Origin of the sequence: Alkaliflexus imshenetskii DSM 15055, assembly GCF_000517065.1 — a bacterium.
In the GTDB taxonomy this organism is placed as follows: Bacteria; Bacteroidota; Bacteroidia; order Bacteroidales; family Marinilabiliaceae; genus Alkaliflexus; species Alkaliflexus imshenetskii.
This window is the reverse complement of the sequence record NZ_KI912105.1, coordinates 3131107-3153819: the sequence shown is the minus strand read 5'-3', so window position 1 is coordinate 3153819 and position 22713 is coordinate 3131107. Positions and strand designations below refer to the sequence as shown.

Annotated in this window: 21 protein-coding genes; 1 reads left to right on the top strand and 20 read right to left on the bottom strand. The window is 46.0% G+C overall.

What is annotated here, in order from left to right; translation table 11 throughout:
• Positions 1-111: 111 nt before the first annotated feature.
• The 17 genes from ALKIM_RS0113300 to ALKIM_RS0113220 all read right to left on the bottom strand — a co-directional run bounded on the left by ALKIM_RS0113300 (position 112) and on the right by ALKIM_RS0113220 (position 18111).
• Entirely contained in the window at positions 112-1881 is a 1770-nt protein-coding gene (locus tag ALKIM_RS0113300) for an NADH-dependent [FeFe] hydrogenase, group A6 (protein ID WP_026475073.1), read from the bottom strand.
• 38 nt (positions 1882-1919) lie between these two features.
• Complete coding sequence (locus ALKIM_RS18585; RefSeq protein WP_044117946.1) at positions 1920-3713, bottom strand: NADH-quinone oxidoreductase subunit NuoF; 1794 nt, start codon at positions 3711-3713, stop codon at positions 1920-1922.
• 46 nt (positions 3714-3759) lie between these two features.
• A complete protein-coding gene (locus tag ALKIM_RS0113290; RefSeq protein ID WP_026475072.1) occupies positions 3760-4152 on the bottom strand; it encodes a (2Fe-2S) ferredoxin domain-containing protein in 393 nt (130 codons plus the stop codon).
• A 136-nt stretch (positions 4153-4288) separates the two neighbouring features.
• Positions 4289-4831: an ATP-binding protein gene (locus ALKIM_RS0113285; RefSeq protein ID WP_026475071.1), complete on the bottom strand. Its 543-nt coding sequence runs from the start codon at positions 4829-4831 to the stop codon at positions 4289-4291.
• Positions 4832-4847: 16 nt separating this feature from the next.
• Entirely contained in the window at positions 4848-5582 is a 735-nt protein-coding gene (locus ALKIM_RS0113280) for a PHP domain-containing protein (protein ID WP_026475070.1), read from the bottom strand.
• Positions 5583-5586: 4 nt separating this feature from the next.
• On the bottom strand, positions 5587-5922 hold the full coding sequence (locus ALKIM_RS0113275) for a DRTGG domain-containing protein (protein WP_026475069.1): 336 nt from the start codon (positions 5920-5922) through the stop codon (positions 5587-5589).
• Entirely contained in the window at positions 5909-7288 is a 1380-nt protein-coding gene (locus tag ALKIM_RS0113270; protein WP_026475068.1) for a [Fe-Fe] hydrogenase large subunit C-terminal domain-containing protein, read from the bottom strand. Before ALKIM_RS0113270 ends, ALKIM_RS0113275 begins: the two co-directional genes overlap by 14 nt.
• A 46-nt stretch (positions 7289-7334) precedes the next feature.
• Complete coding sequence (locus ALKIM_RS0113265) at positions 7335-7748, bottom strand: ATP-binding protein (RefSeq protein WP_026475067.1); 414 nt, start codon at positions 7746-7748, stop codon at positions 7335-7337.
• Positions 7749-7756: 8 nt separating this feature from the next.
• Entirely contained in the window at positions 7757-8101 is a 345-nt protein-coding gene (locus tag ALKIM_RS0113260) for a DRTGG domain-containing protein (RefSeq protein ID WP_026475066.1), read from the bottom strand.
• A 436-nt stretch (positions 8102-8537) separates the two neighbouring features.
• Positions 8538-9731 carry a SpoIIE family protein phosphatase gene (locus ALKIM_RS0113255; RefSeq protein WP_026475065.1) on the bottom strand — a complete coding sequence of 398 codons (1194 nt, stop codon included), beginning with the start codon at positions 9729-9731 and terminating at the stop codon, positions 8538-8540.
• Positions 9732-9829: 98 nt separating this feature from the next.
• Positions 9830-11695, bottom strand: a complete 1866-nt coding sequence (locus ALKIM_RS0113250; RefSeq protein ID WP_026475064.1) for a [Fe-Fe] hydrogenase large subunit C-terminal domain-containing protein — start codon at positions 11693-11695, stop codon at positions 9830-9832.
• A gap of 54 nt (positions 11696-11749) precedes the next feature.
• On the bottom strand, positions 11750-12001 hold the full coding sequence (locus tag ALKIM_RS0113245; RefSeq protein ID WP_026475063.1) for an NAD(P)H-dependent oxidoreductase subunit E: 252 nt from the start codon (positions 11999-12001) through the stop codon (positions 11750-11752).
• Between the two features lie 425 nt (positions 12002-12426).
• Entirely contained in the window at positions 12427-14217 is a 1791-nt protein-coding gene (locus ALKIM_RS0113240; protein ID WP_026475062.1) for an NADH-dependent [FeFe] hydrogenase, group A6, read from the bottom strand.
• A gap of 182 nt (positions 14218-14399) precedes the next feature.
• Positions 14400-15578: an NADH-ubiquinone oxidoreductase-F iron-sulfur binding region domain-containing protein gene (locus tag ALKIM_RS0113235; RefSeq protein ID WP_026475061.1), complete on the bottom strand. Its 1179-nt coding sequence runs from the start codon at positions 15576-15578 to the stop codon at positions 14400-14402.
• Between the two features lie 63 nt (positions 15579-15641).
• Positions 15642-16118, bottom strand: a complete 477-nt coding sequence (locus ALKIM_RS0113230; RefSeq protein WP_026475060.1) for an NADH-quinone oxidoreductase subunit NuoE family protein — start codon at positions 16116-16118, stop codon at positions 15642-15644.
• Positions 16119-16308: 190 nt separating this feature from the next.
• Entirely contained in the window at positions 16309-16821 is a 513-nt protein-coding gene (locus tag ALKIM_RS18580; protein ID WP_044117945.1) for a DUF1858 domain-containing protein, read from the bottom strand.
• A 60-nt stretch (positions 16822-16881) separates the two neighbouring features.
• The gene (locus tag ALKIM_RS0113220; protein WP_026475059.1) at positions 16882-18111 is read right to left on the bottom strand and encodes a DUF438 domain-containing protein; all 1230 of its coding nucleotides are present in this window, start codon (positions 18109-18111) and stop codon (positions 16882-16884) included.
• 193 nt (positions 18112-18304) lie between these two features.
• Between ALKIM_RS0113220 and ALKIM_RS0113215 the strand changes: the two genes are divergently transcribed.
• Positions 18305-19504, top strand: a complete 1200-nt coding sequence (locus ALKIM_RS0113215) for a DUF438 domain-containing protein (RefSeq protein ID WP_052345562.1) — start codon at positions 18305-18307, stop codon at positions 19502-19504.
• Positions 19505-19507: 3 nt separating this feature from the next.
• Here ALKIM_RS0113215 and ALKIM_RS0113210 read toward each other — a convergent pair whose 3' ends face one another.
• From ALKIM_RS0113210 to ALKIM_RS18575, 3 genes are all read right to left on the bottom strand, one after another.
• Positions 19508-20605: a substrate-binding domain-containing protein gene (locus ALKIM_RS0113210; RefSeq protein WP_026475057.1), complete on the bottom strand. Its 1098-nt coding sequence runs from the start codon at positions 20603-20605 to the stop codon at positions 19508-19510.
• Between the two features lie 124 nt (positions 20606-20729).
• A complete protein-coding gene (gene gluP / locus ALKIM_RS0113205; RefSeq protein WP_218916705.1) occupies positions 20730-21953 on the bottom strand; it encodes a glucose/galactose MFS transporter in 1224 nt (407 codons plus the stop codon).
• A gap of 77 nt (positions 21954-22030) precedes the next feature.
• A complete protein-coding gene (locus tag ALKIM_RS18575) occupies positions 22031-22675 on the bottom strand; it encodes a carbohydrate-binding family 9-like protein (protein WP_052345561.1) in 645 nt (214 codons plus the stop codon).
• Positions 22676-22713: the final 38 nt, after the last annotated feature.

Genomic DNA, 22713 nt, shown 5'->3' with positions numbered 1-22713 from the left:
ATCATCCGGTTAGCCTTACCGCCTAATTCCGGTAGAGAACGGAAACAGTCTCTGTTACGCGTCTATAAAACCCAAACTCATATAGATATACTAAAACTTCGTGCACCAAAATCAACTTATTTCCACCCGCTTCTTTTTGTCGAAATAGTGCGTATGCAACAACTCATGGGACTTGTCGCTCAACGGTTTACCCAGAAATTCTTCGTAAAGTTTAATGATATATGGGTTTTCATGTGATTTACGTATCGGCTTTCCTGCATCCTCACGATAAATGGCACGTTGGCGTTTTTTTAGTATTTCTACATCACCGTGATGATAAGGCTGACCACCGCCTCCGATACATCCACCGGGACATGCCATGATTTCGATGGCGTGAAACACAGATTTTCCGGCTTTAATATCCTCGAGCAATTTACGGGCATTGCCCAGCCCATGAGCGATACCAATGTTGATGGGAAGCCCATTAAAATCGATGGTAGCCTGACGAATACCTTCCATGCCGCGCAGCTCCTCAAAATCAACTTTTTTGAGTTCCAGCTTGGTAAACTGCTCGTAAGCGGTTCGCACTGCAGCTTCAATCACGCCACCGGTGGTTCCAAATATTACAGAGGCACCGGTAGATGAGCCAAGCGGATTGTCAAAATCCTCGTCGGTCAATTTATTAAAGTCGATATTGGCATTTCGGATGAGTTGCGCCAATTCACGCGTTGAGATAGACATATTCACGTCAGGATCGCCCCCAACCGAGAACTCCTCGCGTGTGCATTCATATTTTTTTGCCAAACATGGCATTACCGAAACAACCACCATGTTTTCCCGTTTGATATCCAGCTCTTTGGCAAGATAAGATTTGGCAATGGCTCCAAACATCTGTTGAGGCGATTTAGCCGTTGAAGGAATATCTTTCATTTCCGGAAAGTGATGCTCTAAAAAGTTCACCCAGCCCGGACAGCAACTGGTAAGTATGGGCAATTTCACATCCTTATCTCCATTAATGTGCTTGGAGAGACGATCCAGAATTTCAGCTCCCTCCTCCATAATGGTGAGGTCGGCAGCAAAATCGGTATCAAACACATAGTCGAACCCAAGTTTACGAAGTGCGGCCACCATTTTTCCGGTTACCAGCGTCCCCGGCTCCATACCAAAGGATTCGCCAAGGGCGGCACGCACGGCGGGTGCCGTCTGCACCACCACTGTTTTGTTTGGATCCACCAGCGCTTCAATCACCTTCCAGGTATAATCACGCTCGGTAAGCGCGCCGGTAGGGCAAACTGCCACGCACTGTCCGCAATATGTACAAACAGAATGATCCAGATCCATCTCAAATGCCGGAGCCACAACCGCCTCGAATCCTCTGTTGATAGCTGACAGCACGCCTACGGTCTGCACATCGTTGCAAGCAGTTTCACACCTGCGACACATGATGCACTTATCCATTTCGCGAATGATGGCCGGAGATTTATCGCCCTTGTACCTTGATTGCTCACCCTTGTAGTGAATTTCACGGATGCCAAGATTTTGAGCCAGTGTTTGCAGCTCACATTCGCCAGATTTGGCACAGGTGAGACACTCTGCCGGGTGGTCAGAAAGGATAAGCTCCATCACTGTGCGGCGCGCATTCACCACCCGCACGGTATGCGAATGTACCACCATGCCTTCGGAACACTCCGTTTTACAGGCAGGAGCCAAATTACGGCGACCTTCCACTTCCACCACACAGATGCGGCAGCCGCCGGGTTTATTCTCAAAATTTAAATCTTCCAGCTTCATGTAGCAAAGCGTGGGTATATTGATTCCAATGGTTTTAGCAGCTTCCAGAAGCGTAGTTCCCTTTTCTACCACCACAGGCTTGTCGTCAATGGTCAATTTTACGATTTCCATACTTTATCTATTTTGTTCAGATACGGTTGGTTTCACTCTTACTGCACGCTGATGGCGCCAAATTTACATTTCTCGAGACAGGCGCCACATTTGATACAAATGGTGCTGTCGATGGCGTGAGGTGTCTTTTTTTCACCGGAGATGGCATCCACAGGGCACACCCGGCCGCACAAGGTACAGCCTACACACAAATGAGAATCTATCACATAGTGCATAAGCGCCTTACACTGACCGGCGGGGCATTTTCCGTCTCTTACGTGAGCAAGGTACTCATCAGAGAAATTATCCATGGTGGAAAGCACCGGGTTTGGCGAGGTTTGACCCAGCCCACACAATGATGTATCCTTTATCACATTTGCCAAATTGCGCAGTTTAGTAAGCTCATCCTCATCGGCTTTGCCAAGGGTAATCTTATCGAGCATTTCATGTAATCGCTTGTTGCCAATGCGGCAGGGCGCACATTTTCCGCAACTCTCCTCCACTGTAAAGTCCAAATAAAACTTTGCCACCGACACCATACAATCGTCCTCGTCCATCACAATCATTCCCCCCGAACCCATCATGGAGCCACAAGCCAGCAAATTTTCATAATCAATTGGGATGTCGAGATGCTTATCCGTTAAACAACCACCGGAAGGCCCACCAGTCTGCACAGCTTTAAACTTTTTACCACCCTTAATGCCACCGCCAATGTCAAAAATCACCTCTCTGAGGGTGATACCCATGGGCACTTCAATCAACCCCACATTGTTCACCTTACCCGCAAGGGCAAACACCTTGGTTCCGGTACTTTTAGGTGTTCCGATTGCGGCAAACCACTCTCCGCCCTTGAGGATAATTGGTGGAATGTTGGCAAAAGTTTCCACATTGTTCACATTGGTGGGCTTATCCTTATATCCTCGCTCGGCAGGGAATGGTGGTTTCACGGTAGGCTCACCGCGAAGTCCCTCCATCGAATGTATCAAGGCCGTCTCCTCACCACAAACAAACGCCCCGGCACCATATCGAATCTCCACATCAAAATTAAAGCCGGTGCCAAAAATATCCTGTCCCAGCACGCCATATTGCCGCGCCTGGTCGATGGCAATTTTGAGCCGCTGAATGGCCAATGGGTATTCGGCCCGGATGTAAATCAGTCCGGCATCGGCACCAATACAGTAGCCGCAAATAGCCATTGCTTCGAGCACTGTATGCGGGTCACCTTCCAGAATGGAGCGATCCATAAATGCACCCGGGTCGCCCTCATCGGCGTTGCAAACCACATATTTCTGGCTGGATTGCGCCTTACGTGTGAACTCCCACTTGAGGCCGGTAGGAAAACCGCCTCCACCCCTTCCTCTCAAACCGGAATCCTTAATACATTTGATGGCATCTTCGGGAGTCATTTCAACCAGCACTTTTCCAAGCGCAGAATAGCCATCGCGTGCAATATATTCATCAATATTTTCAGGATTAATGAATCCACAATTGCGTAAGGCAATGCGAATCTGTTTTTTATAGAATCCCATGTGTTTGGAGTCCGACACCCGCTCCTTGGTTTCGGGGTCAAGATAAAGCAAACGCTCCACTTTACGCCCTTTTACCACGTGCTCCAACACCAGTTCATTGGCGTCCTCAGGAGTTACCTGTACATAAAACGTGTTGTCGGGAACCATTTTAACCACCGGGCCCTTTTCACAAAAACCGAAACAGCCGGTGCGCACCACCTGAATCTCCTGTTCAAGGTTATTCTCTTCGAGTGCAGTTATAAGGTTTTGCACAATCTCCTCGCCCAGGGATGCTCGGCAACCAGTACCCCCGCAGACCAATATGTGACTTTTGTACTTTGCCATATCTAGTTATGCTTATCGTTTATTATCAGAGTGAACTAAAAACTGCCTATTCAATAGTCTCATAGTTGTCGGGAATGATGCCATCCACCAGCTCCCCCTCCTTGATGTATTTTTCGATAATTTCAGAAGCTTTGCTGAAGGTTACATTACCAAACACCAGAGGCTTTTCGCCAGGAAGTGTGACTTCGATGGTGGGTTCGGCATAGCAATATCCCATGCAGCCGGTTTGTGTCACTACCGCATCGATGTTTTGAGAATCAAACTCCTCGATGAAATAGTTCATTATCTCTTTGGCACCGGAAGCAATACCACATGTGGCCATTGAAACCTTGACCTGCACAAGGCTCTCGGGATTGTCACTGTTCTCCCGTAGCGAAATCCTGCTCTTAAGCTCGTCCTTCATCTTACGAAGGTCATCCAAAGTCTTAACTTTAGCCATAGTTCTAGTTTTGAATATAGGTGTATAGGTTGTTCTTCAATAAAACTCTCAAAAACAATCAATTCATTCTGAATTTAACAAATTTTATATCCATAAAAAATAACATTTATCATACCGATGAGTGGGTTTCCTGATATCATTGCAAATCAGACAACAGGTTGGTATCCACCATCTCCGCAATCATTTTTGCCACCGATGGATTTGCAATACTGATGCCATCGAGCGCATCCTTTATCTCTGTCGATTTCAGAGCAAAGACTGATTCATCCTTACATATCTCAAATTCAAAATCCTGATTTGGATTACCACTCATGATAAGTGCCACGGTGCCTTGAATATCACCCAAGGGAACACAATCGATGTGTGAATAATCGAATGTTGCTGTAACCACTGTTCCTTCGCCGGGCTGCGACTGAATTGACAATGCACCTCCGGTTTGCTCCGCATTCATTTTTAAAAAAGGTAATCCTAACCCAACTTTTCGGGTAGTACGAGATGTTACAAAAGGGTCTGTTACGCGCAAAATCATCTCCGAATCCATGCCACAACCATTATCTTTAATGGTCATCTTCAACAGTTTTTCTGTTTTGTACACGTCCAGACGAATACCAATTAGCGATGCGCCGGCTCTCACCGAGTTTCTGGTAATATCAATTATGTGCATTGCCAAATCCTTCATCTTAGCATAATTACAATCAACAACGCCCTTCAACAAACGCCAACCGGCCATTGACACCACCCAAAGCCATCCTCAACTCATTAAAATTTAACGCCTCCATTTTGAGGCAGGTAGTTCGAGCTGCAATCTGCTCGGGAGTGTGCGCATCCGAATTACTGATGATACGGTACCTGAGTCTTAATTCATCCATAGTTGCATCGTTTCGCAAAACTTCAACTGTCTGTATGGGCAAATCAGTGGGTATAAATCCCAACTGGCGCAGAATACCATTTACCGGCCTATCGATGTGAGCCGGAAAAAAAACACCGCCGAGTGATGCTACCATAGCAATTACCTCATCCAACGATTGGTTTAGTGCACTCCACAACAGCCGATGCTCCTCGCCCAAAATCTCCTCCGCAGCATTAACCCACACCTGGTAGCCAAATCGCTCCGGTTTGTTGGGGATATTCGGCAGCCATTTATCCAAATACAACTGAAACTGCTGCAACAACTCCAAATTCTCAAAGAGCGCTATGCCGTGAACCTCTTCACGGGTATTTACTTCGGCTCCGCCAATTACCCATAATCCCTTTTCAGTTCCCACACGAACCACCTCACTGCATTGGTGTGTCGAATTGTGATCGGTGATGGCAATTACATCAAGACACTTTTCGATGGCAGCGTCCACAATGCGTCGCGGCGACATCTCCAGACTGCCACACGGCGATAGCACCGTGTGAATGTGCAAATCGGCGCGATAGGTGCGCATACCATCAAGGGTGTAAAAGTTTAAACAGGGCGCCGGCAGTTTCAAATGTTTCAGCATCGGTTCCCAAAATCGGAAGATTTTCTTCGTTGCTATGCATCATGGTGGCCTCGTCGGGCTTCAATCCTTTCACCAGAATCACAGCAGCCAAATCCTTGAGCGAAGCCACCGCCATTATGTTTTTGTGATTCTGCAGCGTTATCCATGCCTGACCTTCGTCGGCATTACCCATCACATCGCTCAGCAAATCAGACACATAACCTCCGATAACTTCGTTGTCGAGACCGGAATGACCGGAATACACCGTCAATTCAAGTTTTTCAGCTATTTCACGTACCTTCATCTTTTGCTCCAAGTTTAGTACAATCTTTATCCAGACGATCCTTGCCCCACGTTTTTTCGATGATACGGATGGCATGGTCGCCATGAAGTTTTTTATGCTTTTCCATGGTTCTTTGAATGAATATGCAGCTGGACAACTGCGCCTCCTTCTGCACAATATCACGAGCCAGGCTCTCACAATTAGGTGCGCCACAGGCTGCACAATCAATGCCGGGCAGATAACACATCAACTTTCTAACCTGCTGCATTTTACGAATTGCCACTGCCCTATCCTCATCAAGCACCAGCATGGAACGTGGCTCAGGTGTAGGAATCGTGAGCCGGTTCATCAAATAATCATGATATGGCTCCAAATCCTCGGGAATGCCGTGTATATCCTTAAAAAGTGCGGCACGCTTGCGAAGCCGTTCCACAGTAAGAAAGCGATTACCCACCACAAGTACACCGCCGGCACAACTTTCGTCACACGCCCGCAGCTCCAGAAAATCCACATCCGTAATCTCTTCGCTCTCTACACGTTCCAGAAAATCAATCACATTATGTATCTCATCAATTGCCAGACATCGCCCCTTCATATAGGGAGCCTCACCGTTTGTAAGACTCCAGCTGATGTGTTTGGGTCCCAGATTAGGGAGATTCTCACCCGGAGAGCGCGAACTGCGTCCGGCACGATTTTTTATGCCATGATAGACCTTATTGTATAGAAAATCCATGTTTATAACCCCATTCAAAGGGGATTTCCGGTCGCTCACCTGACTTTTAATGCCTGCAATTTTTGCCGCACAAGGCGTTACGTAAAATATGCCAATCTCCTCGTCCGGAATTCCGGCATCCTGTAGCTTTTTCCTGAAAAATATGGCAGACGCATCAACAGGCGACATTACCCGAATAATTTGATCCGTGAGCGATGGAAACTTCACCTGTATAAGGCGCACCACCGCAGGACAAAACGACGATATCAAGGGTTTATCCTCAGCCATACGAGCCTGAAGCAACATGGCATCGTTAATTACATCTACTGTGTGCTCAGTTTGAAAAACATGTGTAAAACCGAGCTCCCTCATCACAGAGAAAATCTCTGACTCAGATATATTAGAAGGGAACTGACCAATCATCACCGCAGGGACAAGCGCCACCCGATATTTAAAATCATAAATCTTATCAAAGTCGTCCTGTTCGATGTAAAAGGCGTCGACGGGACAACTCTTTTTGCACTCTCCGCAATCCACGCACCACTCTTTTCGAATGGAAGCCTTGCCGTTACGTATGCGAATGGCACCGGTGGGACACACATACATACAATGTGTGCAACCGTAGCAAAGCGATTCATCCACTTTTATTGCATGATAAAATTGCTCGTATGCCATTTGCTCCTTTCAATTATCATTAACACATCTGCCTTAACCGAAAAATTTATGAAAGACGGGTAGTCATTCGCACGGTGGTGCCAACACCAACCTGACTTTCTATCTCAAAGTTGTCAGTGTTCTTTTTCATGTTTGGCAATCCCATACCTGCGCCAAAACCCATTTCGCGCACTGCTGCTGAAGCCGTGGAAAACCCTTCCTGCATAGCCAAATCGATATCCGGAATTCCGGGTCCCTGATCTATGATGCTGATTCCAATCTCGTCTTCGTTGATATTCACCAGAATATGCCCTTTGTGTGCATGTGCCACCACGTTCACTTCGCCTTCGTAAAGCGCCACTACCACACGTTTGATGATGCGGGCATCCACGTTGAGCTGTTTCAGGATTTTCTTTACAGCGCTGCTTGCGTGACCTGCCTTCGAGAAATTTCCGCCTTCAACCTCGTATCTGAACTCCATGGCTCCCATCAATAAACCGGTTCTAAACCATTGTCGTGCAACACTGAAACGGCTCTGAACATTGAATAAGGCGTCTCGAGCAGTACGATGTGATTTTCTGTGGCAAGCTCTATCATCTCGGGAGATACCTTCTTATCCCTCACAAAAGCCACACACATGATGTCTGCCATTTCAGCAGTTCTAATCACCTGTAGGTTGGCCAAACCGGTTATAAGCAACAAGTGATCTGTATCAAGGGTAAGCACATCACTCATTAAATCGCTGGCAAAACCATACTGCACCTCTCTGTCCTGCATATCAGAACCTGCCACTATTCGCCCTTTCAGCAGTTGAACAATATCTCGAACTTTCACAGGCAATATTTTTTTGGATGTTGCATTTTAATAAATGATGTAGACAAACCTCACCGAAGCCTCCTTTGGTTTAGTCACTTACATATATAAATCACACTTTATTATGTGAAGATAAGTGATTGCTTAATCTTAAAAAACTTTAAAACCCAATATCAATTCAGGTTTCAACAATATGTATCTAATCTAAATTAAGCAACTGTTATACCGATATAATCCGCTTAGAAGATTATTAGATTATTAGACTATTAGATGCGGAGCAAAGCGAAGTCCCGCAATGCGGGATAAGATATTTAGACTGATAGATATGATTCAACAGAATTAAAGATTAATCTAATCATCTTTCTCAGCTACTCTATCTGTCTAGAATCTAACAATCTTCGCATCTATAACATATTGTATAAATTAAGTTTAATCAGCTACTAAGAGACTCGTTAAACTACAAATACTCAACGGTTACCTCTTTCAGAAACTTCTCTTCCAATACCCGCACAATGCGCTTCACCACGGAGCGCCGAATCTCGAGTTCTACCGGCAGGTTTGGATCCTGGTGGGCTACATTGATGCGTGTGCCATTGATAATGTGAATACGGTCGCTTTCGAGAAAATGCTTTACAATTAAATCGGCAGGCCCCTGCCCCAATTGTGAATCCTTCTTGAGGTTTTCCAGTATTCGGGCAGACTTTCCCAAAGTGAGTATTCCCTCCGTAACAAGGTTAATACCCTCCACAAAGGAAATGGGCGGTAACTCAGGATCCGTCTGATCCATGCCTGCATCGAACCTTAGAGCCAACTCCCGAGCCACAATTTCTGCGGTAGTGCCACCTGCAATGATTTTTTTGCCTGAAAACTTTTGAACCTTCATGGCAAAATCAAGGTCTTTGCGGTCGTCAAAAGGCGGGCCTGACACCAACAAAAGTTTTCGCGGTTCCCTGAAATAAATAACGCCGCAGGATGTATCGTCCTTGGGCTTTCCACCGTCGTGCTGTAATGCGGTGCTCACAATTTTACGGGCAAGTTTTGCCGACGAGGTGAAAGGATTATTCTTCAGGATTTTAATTACCTGGGTAACCAAAGCATCGCGACCCCAGCCAAACGGAAACGAACGGGATCCCATACCGGATTGGATGATACCATCAGACCAAAACAGTATTCTATCCTCCTTCTCGGCTCTAAAACTGCATGTTTTTATCTCTTTTGACTGATACTTTTCCGACTCCAGAAATATGATGTCCCATCCCGGATCAAAAATCTCTTCCCCCCTCAATATCAGACAAGATGGATTATCGTACTCCACAATGGTAGTGTAACCATCGTCCTCAATATCAATAATGGTAAAAGTGGAATAACTGATTTTACGAACCGAACAAACCGGCAGTGTATTCATGATTATCTCAGCAGTTTTACGTACTTCACGGTGTTCGAGCGTAAAGTTCACTGCCATTGACGAAGTTAATGATGCCAGCACATTGGCTTTAATGCCTGAACCCATACCATCAGACAAGACCACGATTGTGCGACCTTCCTCTTTAACCCTGCGCGTTAAAAACACATCCCCACAGATAGACTCTCCGTGATGATTTGCCTGATGGCAAAAAATATCAATAAATATGTTGCTTTCGGGTAAGCGCATGGTCGAGCATTGAGGTTTATAAGAAAAATATTGGATTAATGGTGAAACAACCTTCCGCCTGTGTAATGAGATGTTGAAATACTGAATAGAGAGTGCTTTCAGACAGCTGAATCATCCTCCTCCACCTCACTGCCCAGTTTCTGTGCTTCGATGATGGAAGTGAGAATTTTCTCCGTTTTGGATGCGCTCTCGCCAAGCAAGAATGCAATTTGCTGCACCGTTTCAAGATTTTCGCGAATAACGGCTCGTGCGCGGTTAATAATCTCCTCACGGCGCACATCAGGTGATGTAAGGTCACGAATGATGCCTCCAACCACCTTTTGTTTTTTAATGGTGAAAACGGAGACATTGAAAATGGAATCGCCAAAGGGCGTATCCCGGTTTAACAGATCCTGGCCCGATTGAAGCACAGTGGCAAAAAGGCGGTAAAACGGCACCAATGAGGCTAGCTCAGCTCCTTTAAGACCGGGTATCAATTCGTTGATGGTTGCCGCATCCTCTCCCAGCATGTGCACAAAAGCACGATTCGACTCCATCACGCGCAGGTTTTCATCCACCAATACAACGCCCGAATTGATCTTATCCAACATGGCCGTGGTAATTTCTGCAGCCTCTAATGCGGCCATCTCTCCTGAGCGGGCTTTCTCCTCGCTATCCTTGAGGGCTTCCTTGGTACGTTTAAGCTTATCGTTGGTGGCATTTACTTTGCTGATGAAGGTGTGCAACTTGTTTACCGAATAGGAATAGCACATCTCGTAATTGGTAAGTCCCTGACAGCAGGCAATGGCAAACTCCCGACACGAAGGATAACCGCAAGCGCCACATCCCAACTGATCCTCTACTTTACTTTTACCCAATTCGTGCAGCACCCGTTGAATATCCGACTCAGGTGGCTGAGGCAGACGACGATCCTGCGCCTGAAACTTCCGCGACAAATCCAAATCGTGAAACATCTCGATCTGCTCATGCCAGTTTACCAGATCAATACCTTTCAACCGTTTGTTTACATACTTAATAACCTCCGAACGGCGTAAGAACTTCTTTCCACCGGGACTCATACCCGGTCCCATCACGCATCCTTCGCAATAGAACAGATCCAGATGTTGACGTAATCCGGTCTCCTTTTTAAATTCGGCAATAGATTGCAAAAAATCACCTTTGCCATTGGCGCTGATGATGTCTCCCGATAACAACTCCTGATTGATGTCAACAGCCTGTAACATCCCCCGGCGGATGGGAAATAAACCTCCTTTACGACCCACCGGTGGATCAAAATCGCTAAACTCCACGTTAAACTCCGTTACGCCATAGGCTTTAAACATTTCGCGCAGTTCCACAAAGGTGAGTATGCCATCGATGCGGCCATCGTCCTTAAAAGTGCGGCCATCATCTTTAGCTGCCACACAAGCCGTGATGTAAACCACTTTCACGTCGTTGCCATACATTCGCCTCACCACTTTGGCCATCGCCACATAAGGAGGTACAAATGGCGCCAGATTGTCTACCAGTTCAGGCTGAAACTTTTCGACGTAAGCAGATACAGGCGGGCAGACCGTGTGTATATAGTATTTTCCATGAAAATCGTTGAGCATGTCGCGGTACCTGAAAGCCACCAAATCCACTCCAAAAGCCGTCTCAACCACATAAGTAAAACCCAGATTGCGAATCATGGCTACAAATTTGCGGTAGTCGGTAATGTCCACAAACTCGCCAGAAATGGAAGGGTCGCACATGGCTACAACCTGAGCACCTGAGGCCAACAATACCTTCACACGCTCCTTCTCATCGCGATAAGAGATGGCATCCTGCGCACATACAGTCACGCAATGGCCACAGCCAATGCATCGGGAAGCAACTACTTCAGCATGCTTCTCCTCAATTTTGATGGCCTTAACGGGGCATGTCCTGATACAGGTAAGACTCAGGTTGCATTTTGCGGGATCCACATACACTATCTGGCTCATTATCTTTAACAGTTTTCTTTTATAATGCGACAAAAAACAAGCAATACGGCACTTTTACTCAATGCCGAAACACTCATTCAAAATATCATAAATGTTATCGGACGATACCGATTTATAAACCCTGTCATCAACCTTTATTACAGGCCCATACTCACACAAACCGGTACACAACTCCCCATTAAAAAAAACTTTCTGCTCAAGTTGATGCTGACGAAGATAGTCCTTAACTATCTCAAGAATAGCTTTATTTCCTCTTGAAAAACAGGAACTTCCAAGACAGATTGTTATCTGATGCTCGTAATTCATCTCCGTTGGGTTGTTAAACTATTTGCCTGATAATCAAACACAAAAACATCACTCAAAACAGGATATCAAAAACCACTGCGTAAGGTTGAACAGCATATCAAAAACGCTCACCTTCTATCATGTGGAGTCACATGTACGTTGAGTTCAATTTACACAAAAAAAACAACTTATGGTATTTCTCTCCATTCAAAATCAGATGAATGATAAGCAGATGTATCGCACCGCCCAGGTCTCACCGCCTGGATAAGATGTGCTAATCCATCGCCAATGCACGGGAAAACTGATAAAAAAAGAACTGCATGGATGTAATATCTTCAAATCGGGTTCTGAAAACCATTTCTGTTTCCACGCAACAGAAATTTGTTTTAATCATTTTAGCCCTGAAGTGATTACGCCCATGCAGCCATGCCGCTCTAAGGTTCAGATTAGTAGCGCTCTCGTGCCGTATATTTGGTGTGCAACAATTTGTGTGATGTATGCCCAAGCGGTTCAATCAAAAACTCTTTGTAAATCTGCACAATCTCAGGATTTTCGTGCGACTTACGTATAACCTTCTGGGAATCTTCCTGATAGATGGCCGAGCTACGGCGTTTTCGTATATCAGATGAAGTTGGAATGGGTTGTCCACCACCTCCAAGACAGCCGCCCGGACACGCCATTATTTCAATAAAATGGTAACTGGCGCTGCCATCCCTGACAGCTTTCATCACATTGCGGGCATTGTTAAGACCGTGAGCCACGCAGGTCTTAAGTTCCACACCCTCCAGGAAACTCCATTCAGGAAGGGTTTTATTAATCAGGATAGAGGCTTCACGCACGCCTTCGACTCCCCTCACGGGCGTAATATTAAGCCCGTCGAATGGCACTTCACGACCAGTCACCACTTCGTAAACAGTTCGCAAGGCAGCCTCCATCACGCCTCCGGTGGCACCAAAAATAACGCCTGCACCCGAACTTTCGCCCATAATACTGTCATAGTCATCGTCGGCCAGAGAGTTGAAATCAATACCTGCCTGCTTAATCATCAACGCCAGCTCACGAGTTGTAAGTACATAATCCACATCCTGATAACCACTGGCATACATCTCCGGACGATTGGCCTCATACTTTTTAGCCGTGCAAGGCATGATTGAAACACTTACCATTGAGGCAGGCTCAACACCTATTTTGGATGCATAGAATGTTTTTGCCAACGCACCAAACATCTGCTGCGGAGATTTGGCCGTGGAGAGATTCTCCATGAACTCGGGAAAAATATGCTCCAGAAACTTGACCCAGCCGGGCGAGCAACTGGTGGTCATTGGGAGTTTCACATCTGGGTCCTTATCCTTTAGGGCACGTTTTAGTCGCTGCAGCAACTCATGCCCCTCCTCAATAATGGTAAGGTCGGCAGTGAAATCGGTGTCCAAAACAGCATCAAACCCCAGCCGACGAAGCGCAGCCACCATTTTTCCGGTCACTATTTCGCCAGGCTCATGACCCAAAGCCTCAGCCAAAGCCACACGAACAGCTGGCGCTGTTTGCACCACCACAAATTTCTTCTCATTATAGATGGCAGCCCAAACCTCATCAATGTAATGCCGCTCAACCAAAGCACCGGTTGGACAGCGGTTCACACACTGTCCGCAATTTGTGCAAACCACCTGATAAATGGGCTTATCCATAAAGGTGGAAATCTTCATTTCGCTACCTTTATGAGACACGGTAAGTGCGCCCACCCCCTGAAGTTCATCACATGTTCGAACGCAGCGCTGACAGCGGATACATTTTGAATCATCCTTTATGATGGAGGGCGAATAGTAATCGATGGTGTACTCTTTGAGTGGAATGAGATTGATATAACCATTTTCCCCGATGATGTACTCATGAGAGAGCGCCTGAAGCTCGCAATTCCCGTTTTTATAGCAAGTGGTGCACTCTGCACGGTGCTCCGAAACCAGCAGTTCAACAATCTGTTTGCGGGCATTGCGCACTTTCAGACTGTTTGAATGTATCTCCATGCCGTCGGCTGCGGGCATGGCACAAGCAGGAATGAGCCGATCCGTGCCGGTTTGCTCCACCACGCACACACGGCAGTTGCCTGCCACACACAAATCTTCGTGATGACAAAGCGTTGGAATGCGAATGTTGATGGTTTTGGCAGCATCCAGCACAGTAGTACCCCGCTTCACGCTTACGGATATACCATCTATCTTTAATGTGACCTGATCACTCATAATCTACTGATTTTAAGCATGCGGTTATCTCAAACAAACTCAAAATTCTATTCAGACATCAGACTAACAGATGTGATATCTTGCGACTCTTCCCAAACTAATCCATCTCCCAAAATCATTATTTCTGCGTTGTAATTTTGACAGTCCACTACCGGAGCGGCGTACTCCGCACTTCGATGGGTCTAATAAATCATCTCCTCTCTGAAATTCTCCACGATGGAACTGAACGAGTTGGCTACCGACTGCCCCAACCCACATTTGGCTGTAAGGCGCATGGTTTCGGCAAGTTCCAGCAATTTATCCAGATATCCGGAGGGCTTCTCGCCACGCTTCACGGCTTCAATGCCCAAGAGCAACTGCTGAGTGCCCACGCGGCAAGGCGTGCATTGCCCACAACTCTCTTCCACAAAAAAGTCGAGATAGTTCCGAAGTACATTGTACATGGAGCGGGATGAGTTAAAAATCATCATCGACCCACCGGTAGGCAACGAGACGCCGGTGAGTTTGCCCTGGTAACCAATAATGGTTTTCTCAAACTTTTTGCGCGGCACACAGAATCCCGACGCGCCACCCACCTGCACAGCCTTTGAGTCCCCGTCACCAAAATCATCCACAAATTTTTGCAGCGTCATGCCAAATTCCAATTCATAAATTCCCGGAATAGGCGTATCGCCCGACACGGAGAAAACCTTACTGCCACGGCTGTCTTTAATACCTAAATCGCGAAACTTGTCGGGGCCATACTTAAAAATAGAGTATGTATGTGCCAGCGTCTCCACATTGTTGATGACGGTGGGTTTTCCCTTATAGCCAAAATTGGTAGGGTATGGCGGCTTATTGCGCGGCTCGCCCCGTTTGCCCTCCATACTCTCGAAAAGCGCACTCTCTTCGCCGCAGATGTAGGCACCGGAACCCATAAAAATGGCCACTCTGAACTCAAGGTTTAGCCTATCCATCAATTCATGAAACTCGCTTATAACAATTTCCAATCCAGGCACCAGAAACTTGTACTCGTTGCGCAAATAGATAAATCCCTGTTTGGAACCGATGATGCGGGCACACACTGCCATTCCGGCCAAAACCTTATTAGGTACGCTTGATAAAATCTCCCTGTCCTTAAAAGTGCCCGGCTCCCCTTCATCGGCGTTACAAATAATATATTTCTCATCCGCCGGATCATCGGCAGCCAAACGCCATTTGAGACCCGTAGGAAAACCGGCACCTCCGCGCCCTTTAAGCCCGGAATCAATCAAATCATTCACAATCTCCTCGTTGCTGCGAGCCAGTGTTTTCTCAAGAATGGCTTCTGTATCCTGCTCATTCTTGAAAATCAAATCGAGACGTTTCAGATTCTTAATCATTGCGTACTATATGAATGATTAAAAAACAAACCAAAACCAACAACACACATATAAAACTTACTATCAATAGCTTAAAGCCTCTCTGCGGTAACTGTCGATTATCTCCCTAACCGATTCAGGAGTGAGTTGGGTATGTGGATTATCGTTTACCAGCATGGCAGGCCCCTTGTGACATTGCCCCAGACAGTTGGTCTCCTTTAAAGTAAAAAGACCGTCGGGCGTAGTTTGCCCGGGTTTAATCTTTAGGATACGCTCCAACTCCTGCAACACTGGGTTTTTGCCATGCATCATACAGGTAATGGTTTTGCATAGCCTGATGATGTATTTTCCGCTTTGCTGAGTCTCCAGAAAACTGTAGAAAGTAGCCGTGCCATATACATGCGCAGCAGAGATATCAAGTTCTCTGGCTACATTAACCATATCTTCATCTGAAATCACATGCTTAGCCTGATAGATATCCTGAAGGATTGGCAGTAGCGCCTCCCTCGAACGGCCATGTTTATTGGCCATATCAGTAACGGAGTATTGTATCCTGGTCATTTCTCCATCTATTTGAGTTCAACCAATAGGGATATTTTTCTTTAAATAAGTTACAACAATAAAAAAGCCCGATTTTATGATTTTTATCATAAAACCAAGGCTTAACATATCTGAATATCAATTTGTAATGGGTCTAAAGAGACCTATTGAACAAGTACTTCAAAACAACCATTGTCTATCACAGAAATTTTTATCCCTTCACCCTCACATAACTCAACACATCCATATTTTTTTGGATGGCAAAAACTTCGTAACCCTGTTCCTTCAGCATATCGAGAAGCGGTGCAGGCACAAAAGGGGTTTTCAACTCATAAATGTCGTCTCCGGTAAGCTTTTTTACGGCACCAAGCACCACCGCCATTGGGCTACCGCCGGAGTTAATCAGTTCACTGGCCTCGAAGCTGTAAACCACTGTGCGGGCATCAAACCACTCTGGCGGCGTATCCACAAGATAAGCCAATTCGTCTGCTGAAGTGGCATCGGCAGAAATTCCGGCCGCAAGTCGTAACTTGTTCACCAACTCATCTACCTTTAAATTGCCAATGGCAGCTGCCTGCTGTAAGGTGGCAACCTTGCCAACGGTTTTTCGCAAAATGGGATTCCTGAGTTTTTCAAAAGCAGGAGCAATTTCAATCAGCACAGATTCAAGATGAGGGAACGCATCGAGCAGTTCCCCCACTTTGGTTTTTGGTGTTATTTGCATTTTAATTAAACTATAAACGCATGGATGCAGAAATGCAATTTCTAAAGATTAAAGAGGAGGCTACTTGGAATAGTTCAGCAGTCGCTGTTCACCTTCAAGTTGTCGCAGCTTGGTCAAATCCTGAGTAAATTCTACTGTTCCCAGGTACTCACCATCTCTGCCACGCATGGCAAAATACTCGATATAGATGAAGCGTCCCTGAAAATTTATCCAGAAAGCTGCGCTGCTTTCCTTACCGCTCTTAAAATCGTTCACAATTTCATCCACAATATGCACACTGCCGGGTGGATGGCACATGCGCACATCGCGACCAAGAATGGCGCGGTTACGGGCAAAAATGCGGCTGGGGCCATGGGAGAAAAACTTCACCTTGTCATCCTTATCCACAAAAGTGAGGTCTATGGGTAATGTGGTAAAGAGCGATGCCAATTCATCAATATTAAATGCCCCGGTGGGCAACCGTACGCTGTTATCCACGCCATAAACCACCTCGCTGGCGGTGACACCTTCGGGCTTCCATTCCACTTGTGGGTCGTAAAGGCAGAAGCCATACTCAGGGGTTTGCTGATGCACTTGGTACCACTCCTCGTCGGTAAGCGTATCCATGCTCATTGGCAAAAGAATCTCTTCCTCCTTCATAATCATGTCGAGCACCGACTGAACGGCCGGTTTCACGGCTCCCTCCACCACCAGGGGAATTTCATCCAGCGAAAGCGCCTCGTGGTTACTCACCGCCTCAATGGCAGCTTTAAGCACCTGGCGGGTTTCATCGTGCTTGCCCCACATCACTTTTGGCGGACCGGTAATACCATGTTGTTCCAGAAATGGAAACAGCAAATACTCCTTACGCAGGTAGTGCTTGTCCACATCCATCAAACCGTTGAGTTTGCCATGTACACAAATGAGCCATTTGGGCAACTCATCTGCTTTCAGGTCGGCCACACGCTGAAAAAGCGCTTTTAGTTCGTCGGCAACTTTTTCCAACTCACGGTTCTCCTGTTTAAACACATCTACCGGATGACCCGGAGGAATTGGTTTTGCGCCACTTTGGTCGATGTGACCATCGAGCACCATGGTGTGAATGTCGCACAATTTAAGCACCTCCTCTACGGGCAACCCTTCCGATATCAACTCCTGCTCCACCTCCACCACCTCATCGTAGGGAATACTCTTGAGCAGTTCGATTAATCTCTTACGTACCTGGTCGGGAGCGTGACCGCTGTGAAGCTCAAGAATCATGTGCTTGAGCAACTCTTTTCGTTTTCCTGAGTTATTGATTAATTCACTCATAACCTATATTTTAATTACAAAACACCATAAATTCAAAACCACAAAAACCATGATGACAAATAAAGTAAATAATAAAAGATAAAAACATCCTTATTTATTAGTATTTTAACAGCCGAAAATGATTTTGGTTGAGGAGGGTTGTTAAAAAAGAGATATTCTCCTTAAATTGAATGAAATAAAAAAGTTACAAACTATGTCGGAATTAATCAACAACCAAAACGACCGCCTCGCACATTTGCTCGCATTTGCCAGAGGCATGGTGAAAGGCGAAAATGGGCATCAACTGGTATTGAAATACAAAGCGTGGACAGATTCTGTGACACCATTTGAAGCTATGGTTGTTCTGGATGTGCTGTTGAAGGAGGGCGTTCCTGCTGAAACAGTAAAGGCTTATGTGCCTAAAATTATCAACGTGTTTTATAAATCGCTCAAGGATTTTACATGGGAAAAACCGGCAGCCGGACACTTCATGCATTACCTCATGGAGGAAAACCGGGCGGTGGAGCGTATTATGGACGAAATAAAAACCATCTCAAAAGCCTACTTTGCCAATGAAGATAGTGCTACTCGCAGGCAGCTGCGCCAAAAAATAGAGGAGCTAAAAACGTACGAACTGCACTACATCAAAAAGGAGAATATTCTTTTCTCTTATATTGAGCGCGCCTTCCCCGACTACCGCTGTCTGGCTATCATGTGGTCGTTTCACGACGATTTTAGACGCAGCTTAAAGATTCTGGATAACATTTTGGCATCGGAGCAAGTGGACCGCAAGGTTTTTAGCAACGAACTGGGTAAGCTCTTTTTTGTGGTGCTGCCAATCATCTTCAGAGAAGAGCAAATTGTTTTTCCGGTGGCCATGCGTGCCATTCCACCTCACCAATGGAATGAAATGCTGGAAGAAAGCCACGAAACCGGCTGGTGCTATATCACACCGCCATCAAGCCCAACAGCTACAAAAGCCACAGCAGATACTGCGGCTGCGTATGGGCGCATCGACCTGGAAACAGGTATTCTCCTGCCCGAACAAATCAAGTGGATACTCAACACCATTCCCGTTGATGTCACCTTTATCGACGAGAATGACGAAGTGAAATATTTCTCCGGGGGGAAGCATCGTATTTTCAACCGTTCCAAAGCCATCATCGGACGAAAAGTGCAGAACTGCCATCCGCCGGAGAGCGTGCATGTGGTTGAGGAGATTGTGAATGCCTTTAAGGATGGTAGTCGTGATAACGCCGACTTCTGGATAACGCTCAAGGGGCGATTTTTGCACATCCGCTATTTTGCGGTACGCAGTGAAGCCGGCCAATATCAAGGTACTCTTGAAGTCAGCCAGGATGTGACAGAAATAAGAGCGCTGGAAGGCGAGCGGCGGTTGCTGGAATGGAAATAGTCCCTACCGCATGTTTTCAACATCTACATCGATGAAATAATGCATATTTTCGCGGGTTATGATGTCGAGGGGCAGGTACTTTAGCGGCGCCACCGGTTTCTGAAAAATGAGATGGTCCACCAGGGTGTAAATTCCGTAATATCCTTGTCCACGCGGATTTTGATTGATTATAAACTGAATGAAGCCATTATCCAGATAGTACTGATTTTTCTTAAGCAAGTCGTATCCAATAAGCTTAATGTTACGGATGCGTTTTTTCTCGAAATAATTGGCAATGGCATAGGCCCGCGAAGTGGTTACATAAATGCCCGATATGGTTTGGTGATTGTTTAGCAATGCATCCAACTGAGCAAAAAATGCGGCCTCATCGCCACAGTTTTTGAGGTTCACGGTAAGTGTGGCGTGTCCTTCGTGTGCAATGGGGGCGAAATAGTCGATAAACCCCTGTTCCTTCCTTATAAGGTGCGAGGAGTTAGGCACATCTTCATCGATATGAGCAATGACAAATACACCGGCTTTTTCCATGCCGTAATGCAGCAGTTTACCGGCCAACACGCCACTTTGGTAAGAGTCCTGCCCCACGTATGAAAGCGGCCCATAATCCGGAATATGGGTATTGAAGAGACTGAAAACAATGCCTTCGCGCTTCCATTGACTCAAAAATGCCAGAGACTCCTTATAGAAAATGGGTGCGGTTAAAACCCCATTATATCCAGCCTCTGATATATTACTTGCAGCCTTCTTGTAGGAGTCCACATCGGCAGGATTAAACAGATACTCATGCAGTGTGAGCCCGTATTGCCTCAGTTCACGTTCGGCCTGACGCACACCTTCTCTGGGAGCCGACCAGTATTCGTCAAACACCGGGTCGGGAATAACAGCCGCAATTTTATAGCTACGCTTTGACACCAGCGCACGTGCAAGGATGTTTGGCTCGTAATTCAAATCCTTTGCAATGAGCAACACTTTTTCGCGTACGTTGGCAGATACACGCCCCCGGTTATGCAAAACACGGTCCACCGTACCAGTGGAGACACCGGCCTTCTCAGCAATATCCTTTATGCGGATTACATGACGCCTTTTATCTGCCTGTTCGTGCATTCTGATGAAATTTTATCAAACAAAGATAAATGGATAGATAAGACGATTTAATTTTTGAAGAATGCGAAAAACTATCTGTCCCATCTATCCATCTAAATATCTTACATCTAAATTCTAATAATATTTAAGCACCAGTTCGGATTTTATGTCCTTTAAGCGCATAATAAAGAATATACATAAAACAAGGCACGCAAATCCAGTAAGCACTCTGTGCACCAATGGCATCTTTAAGGAAGCCATAAGCCGTAGGAATCAATGCCCCTCCTACAATGGCAATCACCATAAGTGAACTACCGGCTTTTGTGAAACGGCCCAAATCAGTCATCGCCAATGGCCACAATGCTGGCCACATCAATGAGCTTCCCAAGGCAATAACGGCCACAAAGTAGATAGAAAACGCTCCCGGAGCAAAGATAACCATGAATGAACCTGCCAAAGCCAGCACGGCACAAATCACAAGCGCTTTTGACTGGCTGATGTACTTAGGTATTAGAATAATGCCACAGATGTATCCAATCACCAGACCAATGGGGCCAATCCATGCGTATAATTCCGGATTTGGCAATCCCTGATAATTGGCATAATCCACCAGTGTACCGAGCGAAATGGTCTCTACACCTACATAAAGGAACAACGCCAACACGCCCAACAGCAGGTGTGGAAACTGCCATACCGAAGTTTTGTTGGCTGCATAGGGGCAGTCGCCGGCACTCTCTTCGTCTTCGCCTACGGCTTTAACTTCTGGTAGAGGTGCAAAAAATGCCATCACCCCTAAAAGCAGAAACACGCTTATGATGATTGTAAAAGGGAGCATTGTATCTCCCAAAACCACATCCGACACCTCCTTGCCAATCACCAGGCTTAAAAACAATGGTGCTATTGGCCAGGCCAGTTTATTGGCGATGCCCATGAAGCTGATGCGTCGCGCCGCACTCTCAAGTGGTCCAAGTATGGTCACATAAGGATTCACAGTAGCCTGCAGAAAAGTGTTGCCCATGCCACTGATGAAGGATGCCACCAAAAAGAGTGAAAGACTCTCTGCTTTGGCTGAAGGGATGTAGAGATAGAAACCGATGGCAAAAAGCAAGAATGAGAGCGCCATTGTTTTTTTGTATCCAATGCGATTAATGACGAGCGATGCCGGATAGCCAAAAATTAAAAATGCCGAAAAAGTAGCAGCCAGCACCAGGTATGACTCACCCGAAGAGATGCTCAGTTCCTTTTCGAGCAATGGAATCAGGTAACTGTTGATGCCCAGTGCAAAACCAATGGCAAAAAACATGGTTCCGATTATAACCAACGGAAAAAGATACTTTCCCGCATCTGCTGATTTTAAATGATTACTCATCTGATTGTAGTTTAGTTAACAAAGATTACTATTTGTGTTTCAACTGTTGAATTAATTGATGTGATTCATATTGGTTATCAGGAAAAACGAATCAGGCCAAACCATTTTGGCTGATGGAAATCAGGTTGCAAAGTTTCTATTTTCTGCCAGCTCAAAAAATGAGGCTTCTGCAAATCATCGCCACATTTATAGAAATTTGCCGTGAGTTGCATCCCTGAAATATCACTCACCCTGTCATGAATAAACACCGAAACGGGTATGTAAAGATTTAGTGTCCAGTTTGTCAATCCACTGCTGCGTAGCTGCGAAGTTCGGTTGATGATGGTTCTGGACTCAATGCCGCTCAGAGCCTGGTCGGGCAGAGGTATGCGCTTCTCCCTGCCACTTCCCCATGCCGAAAGCGTGGTTCCTAAGCTGTTAAATTCCAGATTATAATAATGTTCACCCTGGTCGAAACTGATGAACATCTCCACACAACTGTCGCGGTACACGGGCTGCTGGTTCTGATTGAACCGGGCTAAAACCTCCGTCTCAACCACATCAAAAGCGAGTAATAGCGCATTACGCGAATGGGCAATGCGAAAATTAACTGTCACATCGTCCGGCACCGAATCCCAGGATGCAATACCAATCGGATTGGCGGCTATCTGGTCAATGGCATCTGCCACCTCGTCCACACCCGAAGCTTTAATAAATGGAATACTAAGAAAATCGCGCTGCATAAATCACCTGTTTATCGAAAATATAAAATCAAAAGGAG